The 22,097-nt window shown below is 68.7% G+C and carries 19 protein-coding genes and 3 pseudogenes; 10 read left to right on the forward strand and 12 right to left on the reverse strand.

The annotated features are described in order from the left end of the window. Nucleotides 1-923: 923 nt before the first annotated feature. A complete protein-coding gene (locus AB0915_RS30660) occupies nucleotides 924-1,976 on the forward strand; it encodes a hypothetical protein (RefSeq protein ID WP_366694185.1) in 1,053 nt (350 codons plus the stop codon). An 82-nt stretch (nucleotides 1,977-2,058) separates the two neighbouring features. On the opposite strand, the gene AB0915_RS30665 is transcribed toward AB0915_RS30660, so the two are convergent. From AB0915_RS30665 to AB0915_RS30675, 3 genes and pseudogenes are all read right to left on the reverse strand, one after another. Continuing rightward, on the reverse strand, nucleotides 2,059-2,520 hold the full coding sequence (locus AB0915_RS30665) for a hypothetical protein (protein WP_366694186.1): 462 nt from the start codon (nucleotides 2,518-2,520) through the stop codon (nucleotides 2,059-2,061). A 590-nt stretch (nucleotides 2,521-3,110) separates the two neighbouring features. Further along, on the reverse strand, nucleotides 3,111-3,584 hold the full coding sequence (locus AB0915_RS30670) for a GNAT family protein (protein WP_366694187.1): 474 nt from the start codon (nucleotides 3,582-3,584) through the stop codon (nucleotides 3,111-3,113). A gap of 148 nt (nucleotides 3,585-3,732) precedes the next feature. Next, nucleotides 3,733-4,686: pseudogene (locus tag AB0915_RS30675) on the reverse strand (helix-turn-helix domain-containing protein); the annotation flags it as partial. A gap of 486 nt (nucleotides 4,687-5,172) precedes the next feature. On the opposite strand from AB0915_RS30675, the pseudogene AB0915_RS30680 reads away from it, so the two are divergent. Further along, a pseudogene (locus AB0915_RS30680) lies at nucleotides 5,173-5,592 on the forward strand (Tn3 family transposase); the annotation flags it as partial. Between the two features lie 156 nt (nucleotides 5,593-5,748). On the opposite strand, the pseudogene AB0915_RS30685 reads toward AB0915_RS30680, so the two are convergent. Then, a pseudogene (locus tag AB0915_RS30685) lies at nucleotides 5,749-6,081 on the reverse strand (alpha/beta hydrolase); the annotation flags it as partial. On the opposite strand from AB0915_RS30685, the gene AB0915_RS30690 reads away from it, so the two are divergent. Beyond that, nucleotides 6,077-6,382, forward strand: coding sequence for a hypothetical protein (locus AB0915_RS30690; RefSeq protein WP_366694188.1), 306 nt, complete (start codon nucleotides 6,077-6,079; stop codon nucleotides 6,380-6,382). The pseudogene AB0915_RS30685 and the gene AB0915_RS30690 sit on opposite strands and share 5 nt — an antisense overlap. A 59-nt stretch (nucleotides 6,383-6,441) precedes the next feature. On the opposite strand, the gene AB0915_RS30695 is transcribed toward AB0915_RS30690, so the two are convergent. Then, nucleotides 6,442-6,843: a hypothetical protein gene (locus tag AB0915_RS30695; RefSeq protein ID WP_366694189.1), complete on the reverse strand. Its 402-nt coding sequence runs from the start codon at nucleotides 6,841-6,843 to the stop codon at nucleotides 6,442-6,444. A gap of 637 nt (nucleotides 6,844-7,480) precedes the next feature. Here AB0915_RS30695 and AB0915_RS30700 point away from each other — a divergent pair. From AB0915_RS30700 to AB0915_RS30715, 4 genes are all read left to right on the forward strand, one after another. Then, nucleotides 7,481-8,056 carry a restriction endonuclease gene (locus tag AB0915_RS30700; protein ID WP_366694202.1) on the forward strand — a complete coding sequence of 192 codons (576 nt, stop codon included), beginning with the start codon at nucleotides 7,481-7,483 and terminating at the stop codon, nucleotides 8,054-8,056. 162 nt (nucleotides 8,057-8,218) lie between these two features. Beyond that, nucleotides 8,219-11,278: a Tn3 family transposase gene (locus AB0915_RS30705; RefSeq protein ID WP_366694190.1), complete on the forward strand. Its 3,060-nt coding sequence runs from the start codon at nucleotides 8,219-8,221 to the stop codon at nucleotides 11,276-11,278. 116 nt (nucleotides 11,279-11,394) lie between these two features. Further along, nucleotides 11,395-12,027 carry a hypothetical protein gene (locus AB0915_RS30710; RefSeq protein WP_366694191.1) on the forward strand — a complete coding sequence of 211 codons (633 nt, stop codon included), beginning with the start codon at nucleotides 11,395-11,397 and terminating at the stop codon, nucleotides 12,025-12,027. A gap of 121 nt (nucleotides 12,028-12,148) precedes the next feature. Further along, on the forward strand, nucleotides 12,149-13,111 hold the full coding sequence (locus AB0915_RS30715) for an RNA polymerase sigma factor (RefSeq protein WP_366694192.1): 963 nt from the start codon (nucleotides 12,149-12,151) through the stop codon (nucleotides 13,109-13,111). Nucleotides 13,112-13,153: 42 nt separating this feature from the next. On the opposite strand, the gene AB0915_RS30720 is transcribed toward AB0915_RS30715, so the two are convergent. Further along, nucleotides 13,154-14,128, reverse strand: coding sequence for a site-specific integrase (locus AB0915_RS30720; RefSeq protein ID WP_366694193.1), 975 nt, complete (start codon nucleotides 14,126-14,128; stop codon nucleotides 13,154-13,156). A gap of 509 nt (nucleotides 14,129-14,637) precedes the next feature. On the opposite strand from AB0915_RS30720, the gene AB0915_RS30725 reads away from it, so the two are divergent. Continuing rightward, nucleotides 14,638-15,081, forward strand: coding sequence for a DUF6228 family protein (locus AB0915_RS30725; RefSeq protein ID WP_366694194.1), 444 nt, complete (start codon nucleotides 14,638-14,640; stop codon nucleotides 15,079-15,081). Between the two features lie 114 nt (nucleotides 15,082-15,195). On the opposite strand, the gene AB0915_RS30730 is transcribed toward AB0915_RS30725, so the two are convergent. From AB0915_RS30730 to AB0915_RS30750, 5 genes are all read right to left on the reverse strand, one after another. Continuing rightward, on the reverse strand, nucleotides 15,196-15,921 hold the full coding sequence (locus AB0915_RS30730) for a hypothetical protein (RefSeq protein ID WP_366694195.1): 726 nt from the start codon (nucleotides 15,919-15,921) through the stop codon (nucleotides 15,196-15,198). 315 nt (nucleotides 15,922-16,236) lie between these two features. Then, nucleotides 16,237-16,464: a hypothetical protein gene (locus tag AB0915_RS30735; protein WP_366694196.1), complete on the reverse strand. Its 228-nt coding sequence runs from the start codon at nucleotides 16,462-16,464 to the stop codon at nucleotides 16,237-16,239. Between the two features lie 552 nt (nucleotides 16,465-17,016). Beyond that, nucleotides 17,017-17,184 (reverse strand): hypothetical protein, encoded by a 168-nt coding sequence (locus tag AB0915_RS30740; RefSeq protein ID WP_366694203.1) that lies wholly within the window; start codon nucleotides 17,182-17,184, stop codon nucleotides 17,017-17,019. A gap of 358 nt (nucleotides 17,185-17,542) precedes the next feature. Beyond that, a complete protein-coding gene (locus tag AB0915_RS30745) occupies nucleotides 17,543-18,409 on the reverse strand; it encodes an AraC family transcriptional regulator (RefSeq protein ID WP_366694197.1) in 867 nt (288 codons plus the stop codon). Nucleotides 18,410-18,472: 63 nt separating this feature from the next. Beyond that, nucleotides 18,473-19,285, reverse strand: a complete 813-nt coding sequence (locus AB0915_RS30750) for a phytanoyl-CoA dioxygenase family protein (RefSeq protein ID WP_366694198.1) — start codon at nucleotides 19,283-19,285, stop codon at nucleotides 18,473-18,475. A 253-nt stretch (nucleotides 19,286-19,538) separates the two neighbouring features. On the opposite strand from AB0915_RS30750, the gene AB0915_RS30755 reads away from it, so the two are divergent. Next, the gene (locus AB0915_RS30755) at nucleotides 19,539-21,143 is read left to right on the forward strand and encodes an IS1634 family transposase (RefSeq protein WP_366694199.1); all 1,605 of its coding nucleotides are present in this window, start codon (nucleotides 19,539-19,541) and stop codon (nucleotides 21,141-21,143) included. 165 nt (nucleotides 21,144-21,308) lie between these two features. Further along, entirely contained in the window at nucleotides 21,309-21,659 is a 351-nt protein-coding gene (locus AB0915_RS30760) for a hypothetical protein (RefSeq protein WP_366694200.1), read from the forward strand. A gap of 42 nt (nucleotides 21,660-21,701) precedes the next feature. Here the strand turns inward: AB0915_RS30760 and AB0915_RS30765 are convergent. Next, the coding region (locus AB0915_RS30765) for a DDE-type integrase/transposase/recombinase (protein WP_366694201.1) at nucleotides 21,702-22,097 on the reverse strand (396 nt) is incomplete at its 5' end.

The following is a 22,097-nucleotide window of genomic DNA, read 5'->3' on the forward strand; positions in this document are numbered from 1 at the left end:
CTCTCGCCCTGCTCTGCGCCACAGTCGTCTGCGTCGTCGCGATCTGCCGCGCGCACCGGGCCGATGTGGTGGCGGTACTCCGGGCACTGCCCGGATTCGTCACGGCCCTGCTCCGGCGGAAGCTCTGACGCCGTCCGGCCCCGGACGGTCAGCCGCTGGGGTGCTCGTCGACCGGTGCGCCGTCCTTCTGCCGGAGCGCTCTGAGAACCGCTGGGGCTGCGCCGCGGTGATATGCACCTGCTCGAGTGCGTCAGGTTTCTCGTAAAGAGCCAGATCAGCGTGGATGTTCCTACCGTGGAAGCGAGGTGTGCTCTGCCTGACGTACACACAACTCGCGGGTCCCGGCGTGAAGCTCCACGAACGGCGGTGCACAGGCGCCGTCGGCGTCAATGAACGAGCCCCACCCCGCCTGGGGCGGGATGGGGCTCGGATCAGAGCGCCGGGCAGGCCTTGCACCTGCATCTCCCCGCAGGAAGCGGGGCGTCTTTCCTTGGACCACCAACGCAGCATCAGTCGGCCTGAGTTGCGGGCAACCAGCTCAAGATCAAGTTGAGTGTAGACCGTCAGTGCTCCCGCCAACAGGCCGGCTGCCGAGCACTCGCGAGGCACTGCAGGAATGGGACGCTGGGCCACCCCCTCCAGCCAGTCAGCCAGCCAGAGCACTCCCGTTCCGGACACCCGCCCCGGCCCAGCCAGCTTGACCAAAGACATAGGGGCGCGGGGCGCCCCCAGTTCGCGGAGGAGTTCCCGCGGCCACGGTCAACGCCGGAGTCGTGGTCAGCTCCGGCGCCCTCCGGCATTCCGTCGTCGCGGCCGACCGACGGCGCCAGCCGGGGCCGGGACCTCCGGGCCCCGATGTGCAACAGGTAGGACTTGTCATGACATCGCGCACTTATGGCATGTCTATGACATAATCGCCCTCGATGAGATCACTACATGGATTCAGGTCGTACTGGCTGACGGGTGCCGTCCTGTTGGCCATCACTTCGGTGGCAGGGTGCACAGACGCGGCAGACCCACGAGCCGGAGAGCCGCCTGCGCTGCCGAACATCTCCGGTCCGGAGCCTTCGATCCCGCAGCTTGACAGCGGCACCGGGGAAAACCCGGACAGGCCCGTCGACTACCAGGGTGGCGGTGTCGTCATCCGGCCTGACGGTTCGGAGGTCTTCCCACTGGACGCCTACGATTCGCGGGAGGACGAGACACTGCTCGTAAGGGCCGAGACGGCGGCAGGTGTGGAGTGCATGCGAGCGAAGGGCCTGGATCTGCCCGCGTCGCTCAGGCTGAGCAAGGGGCCTGAACAGCCGGCTCCATATGTGGTCTTCGGCGTGATCGACCTGGACACCGTGAAGCGGTACGGGTACCGGGAGCCCGAAACGGACGCCGGTAGCTCCCCGAGCCGGCCGTCGGACGGGACGACCGCCGCGCCGTCCGCGGCCGCTGCGACTGAGCCGCAGCCAAGCGGCGACATCCCGCAGGAAGTGAGGCAGGCGTTCTTCGACAATCCGAGCACCGGCAGAGTCGGCTGTGAGGGGAAAGCCCGGGTCAAAGTGTTCGGCAAGGACAAGGAAAGCCTGTTCATGCTGCTCCAGCAGTACCGGTCGGAGGCCCTCACCGCTTCTTACCGTGACAGCCGGGTCAAGCAGGTCACGGCCAAGTGGAGTGCGTGCATGAAAGAGTCGGGGTTCATCTACCCCAACCCGCTTGCACCGGCACACGATCGCACTCTCCTGGGGCGTGGCCTCCCCACTCCGCAGGGTGCGTCTCTTCCCCCGCCGTCTCCGGCCGAGATCGAAGTGGCCGTCGCGGACGTCATCTGCAAGCGCAAGACGCAGTATCTGCAGACGCTCGGTGTGGTGAACGCCGCGTACCAGCAGCAGATCATCGGCAAGCAAGCCACCCACCTGCGCGCGGTCCAGCGACAGCAGAAGCAGAACGTCGAAGCAGGAAAGAAGATCCTCGAAGCCGGCTCCTGATGACGGACAACGAACGGCGCTGAACCGGGCCAGGGCCCGCCGCCCCCGTCGGTGGGCCCTGGCCGCTCAGCGGACCTCCAGGTCAGCGCCAGCGCTGGTTCTTGGATGTGCTGACGTCGTTCTCATTGGCGTAGATGGCGCCGTTGCCGGCGTCGTCGAGTATGTAGTTGGTTTGCTTGTTCTGCAGCTTCCAGCCCGTCGGGGTCGAGATTTCATACCAGCGCTGCCACCAGTTCGTCATGTCCCGCCGGGAGTCACAGGGCTCCGTGTACACCTGCCGGCCATAGCCGGTGAGGCAGCCAAGACCGCCCTGCTCGTTCCAGCTGCCATCGCTGTTCTGGATGTCGTACCAGTTCGAGTTGGGTCCGTCCCAGAGGACCGAACCCGTGACGATAGAACTGCCGGACCGCGCCGCGCTCAGCCACCGGTCCGTCTTGTTGTTCCGCCAGGTCACCGAGCCGTCCGCCTGCGCCGGAATGGCGGTGGCGGCCAGCAGTACCGGAACCGCTGCGGCCATGACAATGGACTTTGCAAGTTTCCGCATCAAGTAGCTTCCCTCCGTACATCGGGGCCGAGAAACGGTCCCGACGACACCTCTTAATCCAGCATGAATGTGACATATGGTCAACATTGCTGAGAATAAGGGCGCTTGATCATTGTGGCCCCCCGGCTACACCCGCGAACGCTGATGAGCCAGACCGGCAAGACGCGACTCACCGAGATCAACCCGGCCCCCGCTCGGACTTCGTGAGGGAGCCTATGCGTCACCGGACTGCGGCCGTGCGCATCGCGTGCATCCCCTCTTGACAATGCGTGCAGCTGGAGCGCCTGAACAGACCCGACGGGTGAGCTTCGGCGATGTGGCAGAAGATCACGGCGGCGGAAGTGCCGCCGTACAACAGGTTCGAGTGGTTCGCGGAGGTGGTGTCCCATGTGCTGCTGCCGACAGCGTTCCAAGCACAGGACACTGGCGGGTTCCTGGATGCTGTTCACGGCGGAGCAGCGTGCTGCCCTTCGACAGGCTTATGGCCGGGCGGACGACGCAACCTGGGAGCGGGCCCGCGGGCGGACGCCTGCGCTGTCCCTGGTGTTCCTTTCGCACTCGGCGGACGTGCGGTGGGTGGTGTCGGATCGTCAGCGTCGCGGCTCCTCGTAGGAAGCGCGGACGACGGACAGGGACCGCTTCTGTCGGCCTTCCGCGTCGAAGTTGTCGGGCGAGAGCCACTCCCGCAACGCCTTGCCGACGTGCGGCCACTCGGAGTCGATGACGGAGTACCAGGCGGTGTCGCGGCTGCGGTCTTTGTAGACCATGGCCTGGCGGAAGATCCCTTCGAAGGTGAAGCCCAGCCACAGGGCCGCCTTTCGCGAGGGCGCGTTGAGGCTGTCGCACTTCCACTCGTAGCGGCGGTAGCCGAGTTCGTTGAAGGCGTAGGACATGAGCAGGAACTGGGCCTCCGTGGACACCGGAGTCTGCTTCAGCAGAGGTGAGAAGGCCACGCTGCCGACCTCGACGACGCCGTTGGACGGATCCTGACGCATCAGGGCGAGGGTGCCCACGGCCTTGCCGGTGCGAAAGTCGACGACCGCGTACTGCAGGGGGTCGTCCACCTGACCCGCGGCTCTCCCGTCTCCTCCGGTCGAGACGGGAGGGGCCCGCTCGCGTGCCGCCCGGCCCACCTAAACCGGGCGGCACCGTTGCTTGTCGGACGCGCCGGGCCCTCCGGTCGGCTCCCAGGGCCTCGGAGCGGTACGCGTGGGGGGTGGTTCCGTACGCGGCGCGGAAGGTCCGGCTGAAGGCCGTCGCGTTGGTGAAGCCCCACCGGGCGGCGATGACGTGGACGGGATGCCGACGCAGCTGCGGGCGGGCCAGATCGGCACGGCAGCGCTCCAGCCGACGTCGGCGGATCGCTGCCGCGACACCCTCGCCCCGGTCTTTGCGGTCGTCGTGGTCCTCGAACAGCGTGTACAGGCTGCGCAGCGAGATGTGGTGGCAGTCGGCGATCACGCGGGGCGTCAGGTCGGGGTCCGCCAGGTTCTGCTCGATGAAGGCGTCGATCTGACGCAGCAGCGCACGTGCCCGGGTCTCTGCCGGCGTCTCCGTCTCGGCGCCGAGCTGCTGGACCAGGCACGAAGCGGCCAGTTCCACCGCCATGCTCCCGAGCGTGCCCAGGTCCTGGGGCCGACAGTCGGGGCCGTTACCGGCGACAGTGGCCAGAAACTGGGCGAGGATCGCCCCCATGCCTGTGACGCTGTCCATGCGCCGGGCAAGGAGCCGGTCGATCTGCTGGGAGGGCAACGGCATCCGCGCCTTGGGTATCTGCAGGACGAGGACCTCGACCTTGCTGCCGTCGAGTCCCGAACCGGACTCGTACGGGCGGGAGGTGTCCCAGAGCACCATGTCCCCGGCGTGCAGCTCCGCCTCGCCACCACTCTGCGCGTACCACGCGGAGCCCCTGGTCACCAGCCCTAGTTGGAACTGCTCCGGATCCCTACGGCGGATCAACGCCGGGGTGCGTCGTGAATGCAGCGGAGAGTACGAGAACCTCGACATCTGGGCAGAGCCGAGGTCCAAGAGCGCACCATCCGCGTAGAACCCGGCAGCATCCTGCGTACTGAACGCCGACGGCATCAAGGCACTGGACACCGTCTCCACGAACCAGTCGAATCTGTCCGGCGGCAGCACTTCCGCCGCAGTCACTCCATGCCACATCGTCAAGCTCCCCCGTCCTTCATTTCCCCCGCCCGGGACGCGGCAGCGTCCGGACGATGTGAAGTCTGCCGGACAGTCCAAGATCGCGCCACACGTCCGGGTCCGGGCCGAAGGCCCTGGCCATCGATGTCGCACGCATCGTCGGCGAAGCGCGTGCTCTGGCTCAATCCGGGGTTCACGGTGTACTGCTCCTTTCGCGAGCGGAATGTTCACCCCTCGGTCCCAGGGAGCGGTACCACCGGCAATAAATCTTGGGAAGAGTCGCTGTGATGCCGCTCACTCGGTTGTAGGGGAACGGCGCAGTCAGTGCGCGGGACTCCCACCTGGGCACTGAGATTTTCCGTACCCTGCGGCGCGGTACGCAGGACGCTCCATGGCGATGACAAGGTACGCAGTCCCTCATGAGTGCGTTGTGGCCAACCGAGTGGTGTTTGAGGCAATCGCCTGTGGGTGATCATTCGGCCGCAGGTGCCACCTGCCGAGATCGAGACCATGCACCTGCTCGCCCTGGTCGACCCGGTGGACGACACCTACCGGCGGCTGATGAACCGCCAGCTCACCGTCCAGGAGTCACGCCACCGGCTCGCCCGCGCGATCTGTCACGGCGGCCGCGGCCAGATCCGCCAGGCGTACCGCGAGGGCCAGGAGGACCAGCTGGCCGCCCTGGGCCTGGTCCTCAATGCGGTGGTGCTGTGGAACACCCGCTACCTGGATGCCGCCGTGGCCCGGCTCCGCGCCGAGGGCCACGACATCAAGGACGAGGACGCAGCTCGCCTCTCCCCGCTCAGGGACCGGCACATCAACTTCCTGGGCCGCTACCTGTTCAACATCACGGCCAGCGGCCCCGGCCAGGGCCTGCGCCCCTTCCGCGACCCCGCGGCCGAGGACGACGAGGAAGAGGACTGACCGCCGGCGCACCCAAGACGTTAGGCCGTTCGTTGCACCCCGTGCAGGCCGGGCGGCATCGCCTGGGTACCCAGCGCAAGAAAAGAATGCTGATCGCCGAATACCTGGCGCTCGCCGACCGGCCGTGGCCCAGCCGACGAGTCGAGAGCAGGAGGCTCAGCGGGCCAGCAGGCTTCGGATTGCGGCTGCGATCTCGTCGGGTGCCTCTTCGGCCATGAAGTGGCCTGCTCGGGTCAGCCGGTGGTCCAGGTCCGGCGCCCATGCCTTCCACACCCCGGCAGCGTCGTAGCCGAGCTGCGCGCCCCAGTCCTGCTGGACGACCGTCACGGGCATGGCCAGCTGCGACCCAGCGTCCAGGTCCGCTTGGTCGTGCATGACGTCGATGTCCGCCGAGGCCCGGTAGTCCGCGACGATCGACGCCACTGCCGCGGCGCTCGCGCGCAGGTATTCGGCACGTACATCCTCGGGCATGGTGGTCGGGTCGTTGGCCATCGACAACGCACTCGCTCGCCATATCGCGGTGCCCGCCCGCAGCATCATCGACGACGGGACCGACTCCCTCGTCCAGCACCTGCGGAGCCTGTTGGAGATCGACTACGGCCAGGACAACGAGGGGGGCGCGGGTGTCCGCGCCCTGTTCCGTGTCGCGTACCGCAACCTCGATGTCGCCGTGCGGCCCACACCGGCGACACCGCAGCCTGCCGCGTACACGTACTGGCGCAACATCGCTGGCCTCACCGCGGCCTTCCGCGACTTGTACCTCAAGCTGCAGACCATGGAGCAGGCGTGAGAAAGGGGGCCCGGCCGATGGCCGAGCCCCCTCGTCGTTTCGCGCCGGAAGCGGGGTTCCTATCGGGGTAAGCGCCCGCCGTAGTCGGTAGGCGAGGTGGGAGTGGAGTGCGACGGGCCAGAACGCTCTTCGGGAACGCTCGGGCTGCCGCCTCCGGAGGAGACTGCGGCGATGACCAGCAGCAGGATCAGCAGCCCGCCGATTCCTGTGCCGGCGGCCACCACGGCGCCGGGGTGGGAGAGGAACCGGTCGTGACTGCGGACGCGGGTTCCGTCAGCGCGACGGTAGGCACGGACGCGGGTGGTCGGCCCGAGGCGAACCGGTGTGCGGACCTGGCTGGGGCGGGCGGGAGTGGTGCGGCGCGGTACGGCTGGCGTGGCGCTGGAACGGGGGCGGGCGCGGCGGTTGTGGGCGCGGACGTAGGTTCCGTCAGCACGGCGGTGAGCGCGGACGTGAGGCATGGTGTGGGTTCCTCGAAGGGGGAGAGGGCGGACCGGGGGATCCCGGCAACCGTCCACGCTAAGCGGCACCACTGACAGTCGAATCCCTCAACTCAGTTGGCTGGTCACCTAGTTGATGTTGGCGAGGCTGGATCCATTCGCTTCTTTCCGGCCTCCGGTTCCCGTTCGCTGATGCGGTGTCAGTGGCCGGTGCCACGATGGGCGGTCGTCGTCGACCGCTTCGAGGGGGAGTTCAGTTGCCGTGGATCAGGCCGTACGTGCGGGCGGACGGAACGCAGGTCAAAGGGCATTCCCGGTGGGCCGCCGGTGCCCGCAGAGAGATGGCTATCCTCGCGGTGGTCGGGATCGTCGTTCTCGCCGGGGGTAACACGGCTCCGTCGAAAGGGCCTGGCGGCAAGCCGTACCCGCGCCCCACTTCTGGGGTGTATCCGGTCAGGTTTCCCGGCTGGGAGAAGAAGCCGTTACCGCAGCCGACGGTCTCTTACCCGATCCGTTTCCCTTCGCCCAGGGGTGAGCGGTGACGGCGCGGCGCCCGCTGGCGCGGCGTCACCGTAAGCGGTGTCCGAGCAAACGCCAGCAACGGCAGCGCGAGCAGCTGCTCGGCCTGGCGGTCGGCGGCCTCGCGGTCTTCGCGCTGCTGTCGGCGCTGGTGTCCTGGTTGTCGGCGAACCCGTGGGTCCTCGTCGTGCTGGGGGCCGTCGCGGTGGTGGCCACGGCATGGTGGGCGCACCGCCGGCAGCAGCAGCTCGTTTGGGAGCGGACCCGGCAGCAGGGCCTGCGCTACGCGCTTCCGCAGCTGGACGCCCTGCACCACCGGGACTTCGAGTACGCGGTGCGTGACCTGATGCGCCGCGACGGCTGTACCGACGCCCGGCAGATCGGCGGTGCCGGGGACAACGGTGCGGACGTGCTGGCCACCGACCCGATGGGGCGGACCTGGGTCATTCAGTGCAAGCACCGCAAGGCCGGTGACCGTGGCTCGGCGGTCGGTACCCCGGACCTCCAGCGGGTCAACGGGTGCGCCCGCCAGCTCTACGGTGCCGACGTCGTCCTGGTGGTCACGAACGGCCGGTTCTCCGCGCGCTGCGCGCCCTTGGCCGCGCAACTGCACATGCACCTGGCTGATCGGCGGACTCTCGCGACCTGGGCCAGCGGCGGGCGGCCCCTGTGGGAACTGCTGCCAAAGGTGCCCCAGCCCCGCAAGGGCAGGTAGAGGAGTGTTGCGCTGAGGTTCTGACCGCGCGGTACGGGGTCTGAGGAACATCCGTGTCAGATCGTGCGCTAAGGGTTCTCCGGGCTGGTTGGGGCTTTGACCTGGGGTGATTGAGCGTCGGAGCCTTCGAGGGTCGCTGTTGTCGATCTTCGGAGAGCTGTTGTGGCGGTCGAGTTCCTGACGGACGAGCAGGCGGCCCGGTACGGGTCGTTTCACGAGGCGCCCTCGCGGGCGGAGCTGGAGCGGTACTTCTTCCTGGACGACGCGGACCGGGAGGCGGTGCAGGCCAAGCGCCGGGCTCACAACCGGCTCGGGTTCGCTGTCCAGCTCACGAGCGTGCGGTTCCTCGGCCGGTTCATGCCGGACCCGCGGCAGGTGCCGGCGGAGGTGGCCGAGTACCTGGCCGAGCAGCTGGAGATCGCGGACGTCTCGTGCCTGAAGCTGTACGGCGAGCGGGACGGTACGGCCCGTACGCACGCCGGGGAGATCCAGGAGTCCGGAGGCTGGCGGGACTTCGCCGAGGTCCGAGACGAGCTGGCGGTCTGGCTGGATGCACGGGCATGGACGACCGGGGACGGGCCGAAGGCGTTGTTCGACGCGGCGGCGGGCTGGCTGCGCGAGGGCCGGGTGCTGCTGCCGGGAGCGAGCCGCCTGGCCCGGCTGGTGGGCACGGTGCGGGAAGCGGCGAACCAGCGGCTGTGGGACACGCTGTACGGGCTGCTGAGCGTCGGTCAGCGGGCGGTGCTGGACTCACTGCTGACCGTGCCGCCCGGCGAGCGGGTCTCGGAGCTGGACCGGCTGCGACGCGGTCCGGTACGGGTGTCGGGTCCGCAAATGGAGTGGTCGCTCCAGCGGGCGGAAGAGATCGCCGCCCTCGGCATGGGGAACCTGGACACATCTGCGATCCCGCCCCGGCGGCTGGCGGAGCTGTCCCGGTACGGCGTGGACGGCAAGGCATCGCTGCTGCGCCGCCACGGCGATTCCCGCCGACTGGCGACGCTGCTGGCCACGACGGTCTACCTGACGACCCGGGCCGTCGACGACGCGCTCGACCTCCTGGAGGTGCTGATCGCGACGAAGCTGCTGGCCAAGGCCGAGCGCGAGACCGTCAAGGAGAAGATGAAGACGCTGCCGCGCGTCGAGCGGGCCTCCGCGAAGCTGGCGACCGCATTCCAGGTCGTGTTCGACACCACGAGCGAGCTGGTCGACACCGACACCGGGGAGGTCACCGGGCCAGCGGTGGAGTCGTTCGAGGCGATGTGGGAGCGGATCGAGGCGGTGGTGCCCCGGCACGAGCTGGCCGCCGCGATCGCCGCGCTGTTCGAGCTGACTCCGCCGCTGGACTCCGATGCGGACGAGGCGTGGCGGTCCATGCTGGTCAGCCGGTTCGGCACCGTCCGGCCGTTCCTCAAGCTCCTGATCTCGGTCGTCGACTTCGGCGCCACCCCCGAGGGCGAGGCCGTGCTGGACGCGCTCAAGTCGCTGCCGGACCTCATGGGTCGCAAGAAGGTCGGCCCGGCCGAGATCGACACCGGCCTGCTAGTCGGCTCGTGGCGGCGCCTGGTGCTCTCGGCACCGCACCTGGAGCCGGGCACGGTGGACTGGAAGGCGTACACCTTCTGCGTCCTGGAGCAGCTGCACCGGATGCTGCGGAGCAAGCAGGTGTTCGCGAAGAACTCCTCCAAGTGGGGCGACCCGCGGGCGAAGCTGCTGGCCGGTGAGGCGTGGGAGCAGGCGAGGCCGACCGTGCTGGCCTCGCTCGGGCTGCCCGGTCAGGCGGGTGAGCACCTGGCGGCGCGGGCGGCGCTGCTGGACGGAACGTACCGGGAGGTCGCCGGGCGGCTGCCGGACAACGCGCAGATCGTCTTCGACGACGACGGGCGGCTGCACTTCGCCGCGCTGGAGCCGGAGCCCGAACCGGCCTCCCTGCTCGATCTGCGGGCCACGGTGAACGCGATGCTGCCCCGCGTGGACCTGCCCGAGGTGCTGCTGGAGGTGTTCTCGTGGACCGGCGCCGACCAGGCGTTCACCTCGGTCACCGGTGGCGAGGCCCGCCTGAGGGACCTGCACGTCACGATCGCCGCGCTGCTCGTCGCCCACGGCTGCAACGTCGGGTACACCCCGGTGATCGGCGGGGCGGACGCGCTGAAGTACGGGCGGCTGTCCCACGTCGACCAGACCTACCTGCGGCTCGCGACCTACCGGGCCGCGAACGCGACCCTGATCGAGCACCAGGCGTCCATCGGTCTCGCCCAGGCGTGGGGCGGCGGGCTCGTGGCCTCGGTGGACGGGATGCGGTTCGTCGTCCCGGTACCGAGCGTGTACGCGCGGCCGAACCCGAAGTACTTCGGCCGCCGGGGCGGCGCCACCTGGCTCAACATGATCAATGACCAGGCCGCCGGGCTCGGAGGGAAGGTGGTGGCCGGCACCCCGCGCGACTCCCTGTACGTGCTGGACGTTCTCTACGACCGCGACGGCGGCCGCCGTCCGGAGATGATCGTCACCGACACCGCCTCGTACAGCGACATCGTCTTCGGCTTGCTCACGCTCGCCGGGTTCGCGTACGCGCCGCAGCTCGCCGACCTGCCCGACCAGAAGATGTGGCGCATCGACCGCACAGCCGACTACGGCGCCTTCCAGGACGCGGCCCACGGCCGGGTCGACCTCGCGCGGATCGAGCGGCACTGGGAGGACATCCTGCGGATCATCGGCTCCATCCACACCGGCGCCGTCCGCGCCTACGACGTGATCCGGATGCTCTCCCGCGACGGCCGCCCCACCCCGCTCGGCGACGCGATCGCCCATTACGGGCGGATCGCCAAGACCCTGCACATCCTGCGCCTGGCCGACGAGCCCGGCTACCGCCGCCAGATCAAGGTGCAGGCCAACCTCCAAGAAGGCCGGCACGCGCTCGCCCGGAAGATCTTCCACGGCCGGGCGGGGCAGCTCTACCAGCGTTACCAAGACGGCATGGAGGACCAGATCGGCGCCCTCGGCCTCGTCCTCAACGCCCTGGTCCTCTTCAACACCCGCTACATGGACGCCGCCGTCACCCAGCTCCGCGCCGACGGCTTCGAGGTCCGGGACGAGGACGTCGCGCGCCTCTCCCCGTTCGTGCGGCACCACGTCAACATGCTGGGCCGGTACTCCTTCCAGCTCCCCGACCTGCCCGGCGGGCTGCGGCCCCTGCGGGACAAGAACGCTGCCGCCGACGACGAGTAGGCGCCGGCGCGGGGCGATCGGGCGGAAAGTCGGACCGGGCCGTGCGCGGTCCTGGATCGTTGGTCCGTGCAGACGGCGCCCGCCCGTGGACGCCGGTAGGGATGAGGGAGACGGAGATGACCGGAGCGGTCGCCCCGGAGGCACGGGCCGCGCAGCGGCGGATCGTCAGCACCATCAACGCGTCCGGCAAGCTGAACGGGGACGGGCTGGCCATGTGGCGGGAGATCAACTGCGGCGAATGGAAGGCCACCGCCGCCGACATCGGCCGCGACCTGGACCTGCTCCAGGTCCCGCACACGATCGTCACCGCCTTCCGCTTCCCGCTCGCCTCCTCCTCCTCCTACAGCAAGGCCATGCGCGAAGGGCAGGAGGTCCGCGTCCTGCGCAAGGACCTGCCCCACCTGTTCCCCTGGATGCCGTCGCTGGAGCAGACCGTCGCCGGCATCCCCGAGGATGCCCCGGGCTGGGACTTCACGCTGTTCCAGCCCCGGGCCGAGGGCATGGCCATCGCCAAGCTGGCCCTGTCGGCGGAGTGGCCCGCCTGGTCAAAGAAGCAGGCACGTGCCGCGCGGCTGGTCTGCGCGGAGTGCGACTACGACCTGCGCGAGTTCACCGACGAGTCCCGGCTGCCCTACGACGTCCGCCTTCCCGAGCAGCCCAAGAAGCGGCGGCTGGTGTGCGGACAATGCTGCAACGACGGCGTGGACGAGATGGAGCGTCTGGCCGCGCTCACCCGCGCGTCCTCATGACGGTGCCACCACGGGGCTGCGGGCGTGAGCCAGGTCACCGCTTCGGCCACGTATCCGGCGTGAAGGCTGTCCCGTCGTACCGGTGTGTACAGCCATTCACCCTGCAAGGAGCCGTGAAGCGATGCCTCAGCCCTCTCTGTCCCCCGACCCCGACCAACTGCCGCAGCCGCTGCTGGCGGCGGCGCAGGCCGCACACCGCGAGTTCCTGGTCGCGCTGGAGCCGCTGCGCGGCGAGTTGTTCCGCTACTGCCGGCGCCTGACCGGCAGCGTGTGGGACGCCGAGGACCTGGCCCAGGAGGCACTCGCCCGGGCGTTCACACGAGCGGCACAGACCCACCAGCCGGTCGAGCGCCCGATGGCATGGCTGGTGCGGATCGCGACCAACGCCTACCTCGACCAGGTACGCCGCCCGTCCCCGCTCCTCGTGGAGCCGGGAGAGCGGGCCGCCCCTCCCGCCGCCGACCCCGCCGAGGTACGCGATGCGCTCGCGGAGATGACCACCCTGCTGGCGCCGCAGGAGCGTGCCGCCGTCGTCCTCAAGGACGTGTTCGACCTGCCGCTGAAGGAGATCGCCGCCATGCTGAGCACCACCGAGGGGGCGGTGAAGGCCGCACTGCACCGTGGCCGCGGGCGCCTGGCCGATCCCGAGCGGGTGGCCGCGCTCGCTCGCCGTACAGCTCCCGACCGCGAGACCCTCGACGCCCTCGCCACGGCGTTCACCGCGTACGACCTGGACGGGCTGACCAAGCTCTTCGTCGAGGACGCCGTCAGCGACGTCATCGGCGTCGCCCACGAAGTCGGACGGACCCAGATCGCCGCCGGCTCGCTGCACCACACCCTGGTTCTGGAGTCCTCCGTCCGGTGGCGTGCCGAAGTCCGGGAGCTCGACGGCGACCCGCTGGTCCTGATGTGGGCCACCCCTGCCGACGGCAGCGGCCCCGAGGCGGTCGAGGACGTCCTGCGCGCCGAGACGGCCGACGGCGGGATCACGCGCCTGCGCTGGTACTACTTCTGCCCCGACGTCCTCACCGAGGTCGGCGACCGGCTGGACGTGCCCGTCCGAACCCACGGCCACCTCGTGTAGCGCCAGCAGGCGAGCCGTCGCCCCGGCCGGCCGCCTACGCGCTCAGCGACGGCTGTCGCCCGGGGCGAGCAGGCTGGTGAGCTCGGAGATCGCGTCCGGAGACGGCTTGAAGTAGCGCCGGACGTTCTCCGGCTTTTTGTGCCTCGACTTCGCCATCAGCATCAGCAGGGAGGCGCCCTGCTCTCCGAGGTGGGTCAGGGAGGAGTGGCGGTACTCGTGCAGATCCCAGCCCGTTCCGGGTCCGCGTACGGCCGTGTGCTCATCCAGCAGGGCACGGGCCTGCCCGTACGACAGCCGGGCGAACCCGGTGTCCGGGCAGACGTCGCGCGGGCTGACGACCTTGCCGGGCCCCGGGCGGCGGTGGGTGACGAACACCGGCCCGCGGGTGCGTCCCTTCAGCAGGCGGGGCAGGAGCCGGGCGGTGCCGGCGTCCCAGTACACCGTCTCCAACACGTAGTCCGCGCGGACTTGGCCCCGGCGGCGGGCCTTGGTCCGGGCGCCCTTCGCCTTCACCGGGCAGCGGCGCCCGGCGAAGTCCAGATCCTCGATGTTCACGCCGAGGATCTCCTCCGCCCGCCCCGAGGTCTCGTAGAGCATCCGCCACAGGGTCTTCTCCCGCAGGTGGACGTCGCGCCGGGCGATCAGCCGGTCGACGGCCATCTTCGAGCGGGCCGGGGTCTCGGAGTCCGGTACCGCCAGCCGCTTCGCCCAGGCCGGGACTGCCGGGCCCTCGTAACCGCGCTCGGAGCACCAGCCCGTCCAGGACAGCACGGCGCCGCGGCGGGCGTTCCAGGTGTTCACCGCCGAGCGGCCCCACAGCAGCTCCAGCGCCTCCCCGATCTCGGCGTCCTCCACCGAGGCGAGTGGCCGGCCCTCACCGAGGCGCTCGGCGGTCTTCCCGACGGCGATGCCGTAGTTCCGGACGGTGTTCGGGTTGCCGAGCGAGTCCAGGAACAGGTCGGCCGCCGTCCGGACTGTCACCGCCTTCCCGGTCGGCAGCTGAACGAGCGTGGGCACCGTTTCCCCCTTGCCGCAGATAACAGGGCCGCTTCGTGCAGCCGATGGAGAACGTCACCGCAGGTGACGGATCAAGCTACCGCAGATATTGGGGTGTTATCTGGGTGACGACTTCAGACCGACCCCGCTACCGACGGCCCGCCGACCGCCCACCAGGGCCGACGAAGGCTTAGCGCACGATCTGACACCGATGTTCCTCAGACCCCGGTACCTCCTGCTCATCGGAGCCCGTACAGTCGAAAGGGCGTCCGCAGCCAGCTCCAATGGCTGCTCGGACGCCCTTCGCGGTTCGGGTCCCGGTCGTCAGCGCTCGACGACGTCCTTGTCCGGCCTCGGTACTGGTGGGCTCGCGTATTCAACTGTCGCCAGTTGATCAATCTGGCTCCGGAATCACTACTGACCGTAATGCTCCTGCCGGGAGTCTGGGTGTGGCCCCCAACGTCGACGGGACGTGGCACCGCGTCGTAGTGGCGATGACCGGGCCGTGTTGGCGTCCTTATCCTCAGTGGGTGAGTCTGGTCGAGGTGGTTCCTGGGCAGGTTGAGCTCGTCGTTCGGGGGGTGGGGTCGCAAGCGCCCTCTATCCGGTTGTTCGACTGGTCGCGGACAGATGAGTTCGAGGTCGTATTCGCCGTGGAGGCTGTCGATGACGGCCTGCGCGCACGGATCGGGGCGGTGACCGTGTCTGCCTGGGACGGTGCGGGATACCTGACCGAGTTTCTCGACGGTCTTGCGCGCGACTTTTGCGGTTGGGAGGGCGAGCGGTCTTGGGTCAACAACGGACTGGTCGTGGCAGCGACGTTTGGTTCGGGCGGTCACGTGTGTCTGAGCTGGACCCTGCGAGCCGACGTCTTCTCCAGCGGCTGGGAGTGCACTGTGGCGACCGTGATTGACGCTGGCGAAGAGCTGACGACTGTCGCTGCCGAGGCGCAGGAGTTCTTCCGCCAGGGGTAGCTGTCCCAGTGGCCCCGAAGCCGGCGAGGCCCTCGAACAGCCGTGGGGCAAGGCGGCGGTCAACACCTGGAATGCCCGCCGGTCAGACGGTTGAGGAGGCGGTGGCCGTGATCGTCAGCACTGGCGGATCAGCTTCGCTGAGTGGCGAACGAACTCCCTGACCTGGAGGAGAACCTCGTCACATTGATCTCTGACGTCAGCCATCTTGCGTCCGCGGCGTGTCGTCGTTCCCCTCCCGCTCGGTTCCACGAGGTCAAGCTCGTGCGCGACCTCGTTTCGGGCTGCGAAGAATGGGCCGAGCTTCTCGATCACGGCGTTGGGGATGTCGGCGGGAGCTATCCCAAGGGCGTCCCTTACCTTGCGCAGGTCTGACACCTGCTGGAGGCTCGATCCGGTCAGTGCGTCTACATAGGACTCGATCAGGCGCGACCTTGGGCCCCGGTCGATCAGAGCGCTTCGGATGTGCTTGGGCGCCTTCGTGCCGTTCAGTTGCTCATTGACGAACGCCTTGAACTTGCCCTCTGCGTCGTTGTTGCCGTTGACGAGCACGGGAAGCGCGTCGCGCAGGAGTCGACGCAGACACGCATCCAGTCCCGACGAGCTGAAGACGAGCGCTGCCCGTAGCTGATCTGTCTGGTCGTGTGACAGTCGGCCCCGTGGATCGCTCCCCTCCGCAGACTTCAGCCGGAGGACGTGGAGGGTGTCGAACAGCCCCGAGACGCTTGCATGCGCGCCAACAAGGTAGTTCCAGGCTCCCTGGGCCTCGGGCGGGCAGCTACGCGGGCGGCTACCGAGAGCAGTCAGTTCCAGTTTGATGATCTTGCTGCTGCTTGACGCCACCTTGCTCCCCCTCGGATTACCGGAGTCGCATTCTTAACACGCCCGGAACTCGACCGCGGGTGGTACTGAACGGGCGGCATGACGCGTGAGTTCCAGCGTCACGGCGTCCAAGAATCCGCGAACCCACGCACGTCTCCCGGGAGTCGGGCCAACCTCGGCCACCTCGTCTTCACGGTCGCCGGCGCCCTGTACGTCGACACCAAGAACTGGACGTCGGACAAGTCCCAGCTGACCGTGCAGGACGGCAGGCAGCAGTGCCGGGCATGGCGGTGGCCCCGCACGTGCCAGCACGTGCGGGGCCGCTGTGATAGAGCGTCAGACCTTCTGCGGGGCAAACTGCGGGGCCGCGAGGAGGGTTCCGAGGGCGGTCGCGAGCTCGTACTGGCCAGCAGCGACGGCCACCGTGAACAGCACGATGATGATGACCGTGGGCGTCTGCATGGGCGGCAGCTCGGGAAGGAAGCCGGGCCGCGGCCGGCGGGACGGGCTGCTCGGGAAGTTTCCGGGCACGTGCGGCGTTCCGGTAGTGTCGTAGACGGACATCGTTGGGTTGGTACCTGCTTCCTGTTCGGGACATGACCCCTCGACGACGTCACGACGGAGAGCCCCGCGGCCAGCTTTCTCAGGGCATGGGCCGTTGGGGCCTCTCCGGCATCTCTGCCGCTGAGGACAATCTCATCCTAGCGGATCAGACGGACCATCACCGGACCCCGCACCACTAGATGTTGTGCCGTGGTGACATCCAACCACTAGATCTTGTGGTTTTGACTGATGCTTCGTCAGCTTCTGGAGATCCTTTCACTTGCCAGAGACCGGCCCGGACGAATCCCGTCCGGGTCCGGCCTCTACTGGTGGGCTCTCGTATTCAACTGCCGTCAGTTCCCCGAGGAACCCAGCCCGCTGGTGACCTTGCGTGATGTCCTGGGGCGTATCGGCTCCAGGTTCCGCCGGTCTCGGCCCTTTACTCGGGGGATCGCCGAGGTAAGCCCGAAAGGGGCCACGGGATGATCTTGAAGTGACAGGCTCGGCTGTGCCCCTCCGCTCCCGAAGCTACGGCGAAGTGACATGTAGCTGAGGGTGATGCTCAGGTCTGACCTACTGAAACGTGGCCGCTGCCAGGTGGCGATCCCGCGTAGAGGTGTGGAGATTCCCGGTGAGCCGCCGTACGCCGACGTCGCTGGTACGGGTGGTCACGGCCGGTTCCCAGATGGGGAACCGGCTGGTGGCGAAGGCTTCGAGCGTGATGAAGTCCCGCTCGCCCATGCTGCGACGTTCGCCTTTGCCCGCTCGGTGGGTGCGCAGGCGGTGGCACAGCAGGCCAGCTGCTCGCCGCTCAGGTCGACGGGGTAACCGGCGGAATCGCCTCAAGGGGTGGTTTGGTCACATTGCGCGATACGGGCTGTTCGGTGCAGTCGTTTCTACGGTTGCACCGAACAGCAACGGAGGAAACGTGTTGGGGGCCGAGTAGGAACGGACCAGGAAACCGGTGTTGCTGTCAGAAGTTTTGACAGGTCGTGACCCAGGCCGTCGGGTGGGCTTCCCCGGCTCCCCACCTGTCGGAAAAGGATCGTTTGCCGACAGGCGGGGACAATGTCGAAGTGCTCGACAGGGTGCCGCTGACTCAGCAGTGCTCAGGCTCCACGGCTAGCCACAGTTCGGCGTCGACCTCGGTCTTCTGCGGCGACAGGCGGGCGCGCAGGATCTCAGGGCCGGTGCGGGTGCGGTACGGGTTCGACGGGAACCACTCGGTGAATACGTCCCGCCACAGCTCCTGGATGGCCTGCGGCGCCGGCCCGGAGGTGGTGAAGACCGCCCACGTGCCGGCCGGGACCGCCAACGTGGTCGTGCCCTCCGGAGCGGCCGCGGAGGTGATCACGCCGTGGTGGTAGTCGAGGAAAGTGCCCTCGGCGCGGCCAGGGTCCATGCCGTCGCAGACCGCTACGATGCCGTGCGGCTCCTGGTCCGACAGCTTCTCCAGGCGCTCCAGGGTCTGCGGATCGATCCCACGGACAAAGTCCATGATCACCTGGTTTGGACCCGAATGCACCAGCGGTACCCGGGTTTTGAGCCCGACGACGGTGAAGTCCGCCTTGTCCACGACGCGGTATCGCATACTGCTGCTCCCCTCAATGGTGAGGCGGAAGGCCATCCGGGACTGGGAGGTGAGTGCGGCGCCGGTACGCCGGGCCTCGCCGGGTCCGATGCCGTGCATGGCACGGAATGCTCGCGCGAACGCCTCGCCGGAGCCGTAGCCGTAGCGCACAGCGATCTCCAGCAACGTCTCACGTCCCGCGAGTACCTCGGCGCCCGCGAGGGTGAGCCGGCGGCGCCGGACGTACTCCAGCAGGGGCATTCCCGCGAGCGCGGAGAACATCCGGCGCAGGTGGTGCTCCGAGGTGGCGGCGATGCGTGCCAGTTCCTTCACGTCAAGGTCCTGGTCGAGATGGCCCTCGATGTGCTCCATGGCCTGGTTCAGCCGCTCCAGCATGCCCGGCCTCCTTTCTCTTTCCCTTCTCACGACCACTTTGCCGGCGATGGTCGTGAAGCACGTCTATCCGGCGCTGCGGTCGGTGCCGTCTCCGTCCGGACCGGGAGTGTCCCGTCCCAGACCCCGGCGGATCGCAATCTCCACGGGTGAGTACGCGCCGTCGGCCCGCTCCAGTTCGTACGGTGCTGCCGGCATCAGCGGCGGCTGCGCCATAAAGCGTGGCCGCACCCCATGGTGCGGTTGCGCCGCGTGCACCAGGAACGGATGGCACAGGAAGACGTCGCCCGGGGACCCGGTCGCAAGGGCGAGTGGCCGGTGGTCGGACGCCGCCACCAGATCGGGGGCGAGGGTCAGCCCGCTCGCCCCGTCCTCCCCGTACTTCTCCAACACCTTCGGCACGTCGAGGTGTGAGCCGACCCGGATCCGGGTCGGGGCGTCCTCCTCGCCGACCTCGCTGAACAGGAACAGCATGAGCAGCGCCCGGCCCTGGGAGCGCAGATTCGTGAAGTACCAGCTCTCGCCCTCCGGCAGATAGCTCCCCTCGATGTGCCAGCCCGCGTCGTCCGGCTCCTCCTCGTGCGGAAAGCGCAGCGGGAACGTGCCCAGCGAGTAGCGCGGCTCCCAGCGTCCCGCGCCGACGAGCAGGTCGTACGCGCGCTGCAGGGACGGGGAGTTGGGAGCGGCGGCAAACGGTCCCTGAGCCATGCCGCCCACCCAGTGCACGGGCTGCGTCCACGTCGACGGGTCGTCCGGGTCGCAGCCCGTCTCCCGCCACAGCAGCCGCGCGCAGTCCGCGGCCACGCGCGGCGCGACGGCGCCCTCCAACTTCACGAAACCGTCGCGGAGGAAACGGGCAACCAAGGTCGTGTCATCCATGCCCCCATCGTGCGGCGATACCTGCCCCGGTCACCCGACATTCTCCGCACCGTCTTTGTCGGGTGATCACCGGAACGCGGTCAGGCGGCGCGCGCCGCCTAGCCCCGTACTTCGCGGGTCGTTGATTCGTATGGTGTGACCGGCCGGGGGGTGTCCTGGGCCGGGTGTGTGGCGTTGGGTGGGTGTGTCGATGACTTCCCGGTCCCCGCGGCCACGGTCTCAGCGTCAGCGCCTTGAAGTGGCGGTGACGTCCGTGGTGGAGAAGCGTCTGGGCGCTCTGCCTGTCGCTGCCGAGTTTCTGCGCCGGCTGGATGTCGCCGGGATCGTCGACGAGGTGTGTCCTGGTGGCGCGAGTGCGCTGGTGACGCACGGGCAGGTGATCGAGGCGTTGGTGGCCAACCGGCTGACGTCGCCCGCGCCACTGGTGCGGGTGGAGGACTGGGCCAGGTGCTGGGCGGTGGAAGAGGTCTTCGGGATCGAGCCCGGTCTGCTCAATGATGACCGTCTGGCCCGGGCACTGGATGCGATCGCTCCGCACCTGGAGCACATCGCGGGCACGGTCGGGGCGCGGGCGATCGCTGAGTTCGGGATCGATGTGGCCCGGATGCACTGGGACATGACCAGCATGTCCGTGCACGGGACTTTCCCGGTCGAGGGCCAGGACGAGGACTTCCCCGTCATCGGCTACGGGCATCCCAAGGACCGGCGCTTCGATCTGAAGCAGGTCCAGGCCGGACTTGCGGTGTCGGCCGACGGCGGCATCCCGCTCCATGCCCGGGTCTTCGGCGGAGGTGCGGCCGAGGTCAGCCAGGTCGTCGGCGCGATGAAGGACCTGCGGGCCATGGCCGGCGAGCGTGACTTCCTAATGGTCGCCGACTCCAAGCTGGTGTCCTACTCCAACATCCGTGCCCTGCTGGCGGCCGGGGTTCAGTTCATCGCCCCGGCCCCGGCCGCGCAGGTCAAGGACGAGGTCTATGCCGCTCTCGATCTCGCGCAGGCCGCTGTCGTGGACTGGACGCCGGACCGGGAGGCGGGTAAACCCGCCGAGCGGCGCGAGACCTACCGCGTGTTGGAAGACACCCACACCTTGACCGGGCCCCGCAAGAGCGATCCGCCGCTTACCGTGCGACGGCTCCTGGTCCACTCCACCGCGAACGCCGCCGGCCAGCAAGCCGCCCGGGACAAACGCCTGGCCAAGGCCACCGAGGACCTGGACAAGCTCACCGCTGCGGCTGGCGGACGCCACTACAAGACCCGGGAGAAGATCGTCGCCCGGATCGGTGTCATCGCCGCCAAGCGCCGTGTCACCTCTTGTCTGCGCTGGACCGTCACCGATACCGAGGACGGCACCCCGGTCCTGGCCTGGCACTTCGACACCGGCGTGCTGAAGGCCGAAGCTGCGGTCGACGGCTGGTACGCACTGCTGACGTCCGTCCCCGCCGGCCAGGCAGACGCCGGGCAGGCCCTGATCCACTACAAGGGCCAGGGTGCGGTCGAGCGCCGCTACCACGACTTCAAGGGCCCCCTCGCGGTCGCACCCATCTTCGTGCAGCACAACCGGCGCGTCGCCGCCCTGATCCAGGTCATCTGCCTGGCCCTGCTGGTCTTCTGCCTGATCGAGCGGCAGGTCAGACGGGCGCTCGGCCCCGAGCAGACCATGAGCGGCCTCTACCCCGACAACCGCCGCGTCCGCCCCACCGGCCGCATGATCTTCTACCACCTCGGCGAACTCACCCTGCGGATCGGCAACATCACCGACCCGCCCACCGTCCAGATCACCCGCGGCGTCCAACTCCACCTCCTCGACCTCCTCGACACCGACATCGGACAAACCCGCTGGCCACAGACCTGTGACTGAGAGCATCAGTCGGCCCGTGAGGCGACCGCCTATTGAGCACGGTTTCCGTCACTGACGGCGGCGGCGTACGATGACCGGTGCGTCCGCACAGGCCAGCGCCACAGACATCACCGTCATCAGAGGCAGGCGCACCGCCCCGGTACTGGGCGAGGGCAGACTACGCACATGCAGCTCCCCGCCGAAGCCGTAGCCACCACTGTGCTGCTGGAGGTCGTAAGGATCTCCGAACTCCCGACAAAACGGGGCGACCCGTATCCCGGCAGGGCGGGTGTCCACTGGATCGGGAGCGAGGCAGCCAGCGTCCTGGCCCTGATCGAGAGCTTGCCCGGCAGTGAGCAGCACCGCTGCGGCTTCTCGCCGGGTTGGAGCGTCCGGGCGTACGCGGACACTCTCGACCTGGCGCTGTTCGAGGCGGCGTTCTGCTTCAGATGCCACGAAGTCCGCATGCATGGAACCGCCGTGCCACCCGCACTGGCCACACGGCGTTGTCACGTTGTTGGGTGTGCGGGTGCCTGACGGCGCGTCGGGGCGTGGCGGGCCCGCGGTGCGGGCCTGCTCTCAGGCCATGGTGGGCAGGCAGGCGACTCCGGTGATCTGCTCCCAGATCGCGAAGCGGGCGGTCATCTCGGCTCTGTAGTCGGTGGCGGTGAGCAGGTGGCGTCGGGGCCGGAAGTGGGGCGAGATGCCGCTGAACGCGGACAGGAACCGCTGGGCTGCGCCGGCGGAGCGGAAGCCCTTCATCGCGCGTTCGCGTTGCCGCGTGGGCTGGTGGCTGTTCTCGGCCCGGTTGTTCAGGCCCTTGTGGGAGCGGTGCTCGACGGAGGGCATGACCTCGCGGTGGGCCGCGCCGTAGGAGCGAAGCTTGTCGGTAACGAGCACCCTCGGCACTGTGCCGGTCTTCTTCAGGAGTTTGCGGAAGAATCGCCTGGCCGCGGCGGTGTCCCGACGGTTCTG

It is taken from the genome of Streptomyces sp. NPDC048411 (genome assembly GCF_040704695.1).
In the GTDB taxonomy this organism is placed as follows: Bacteria; Actinomycetota; Actinomycetes; order Streptomycetales; family Streptomycetaceae; genus Streptomyces.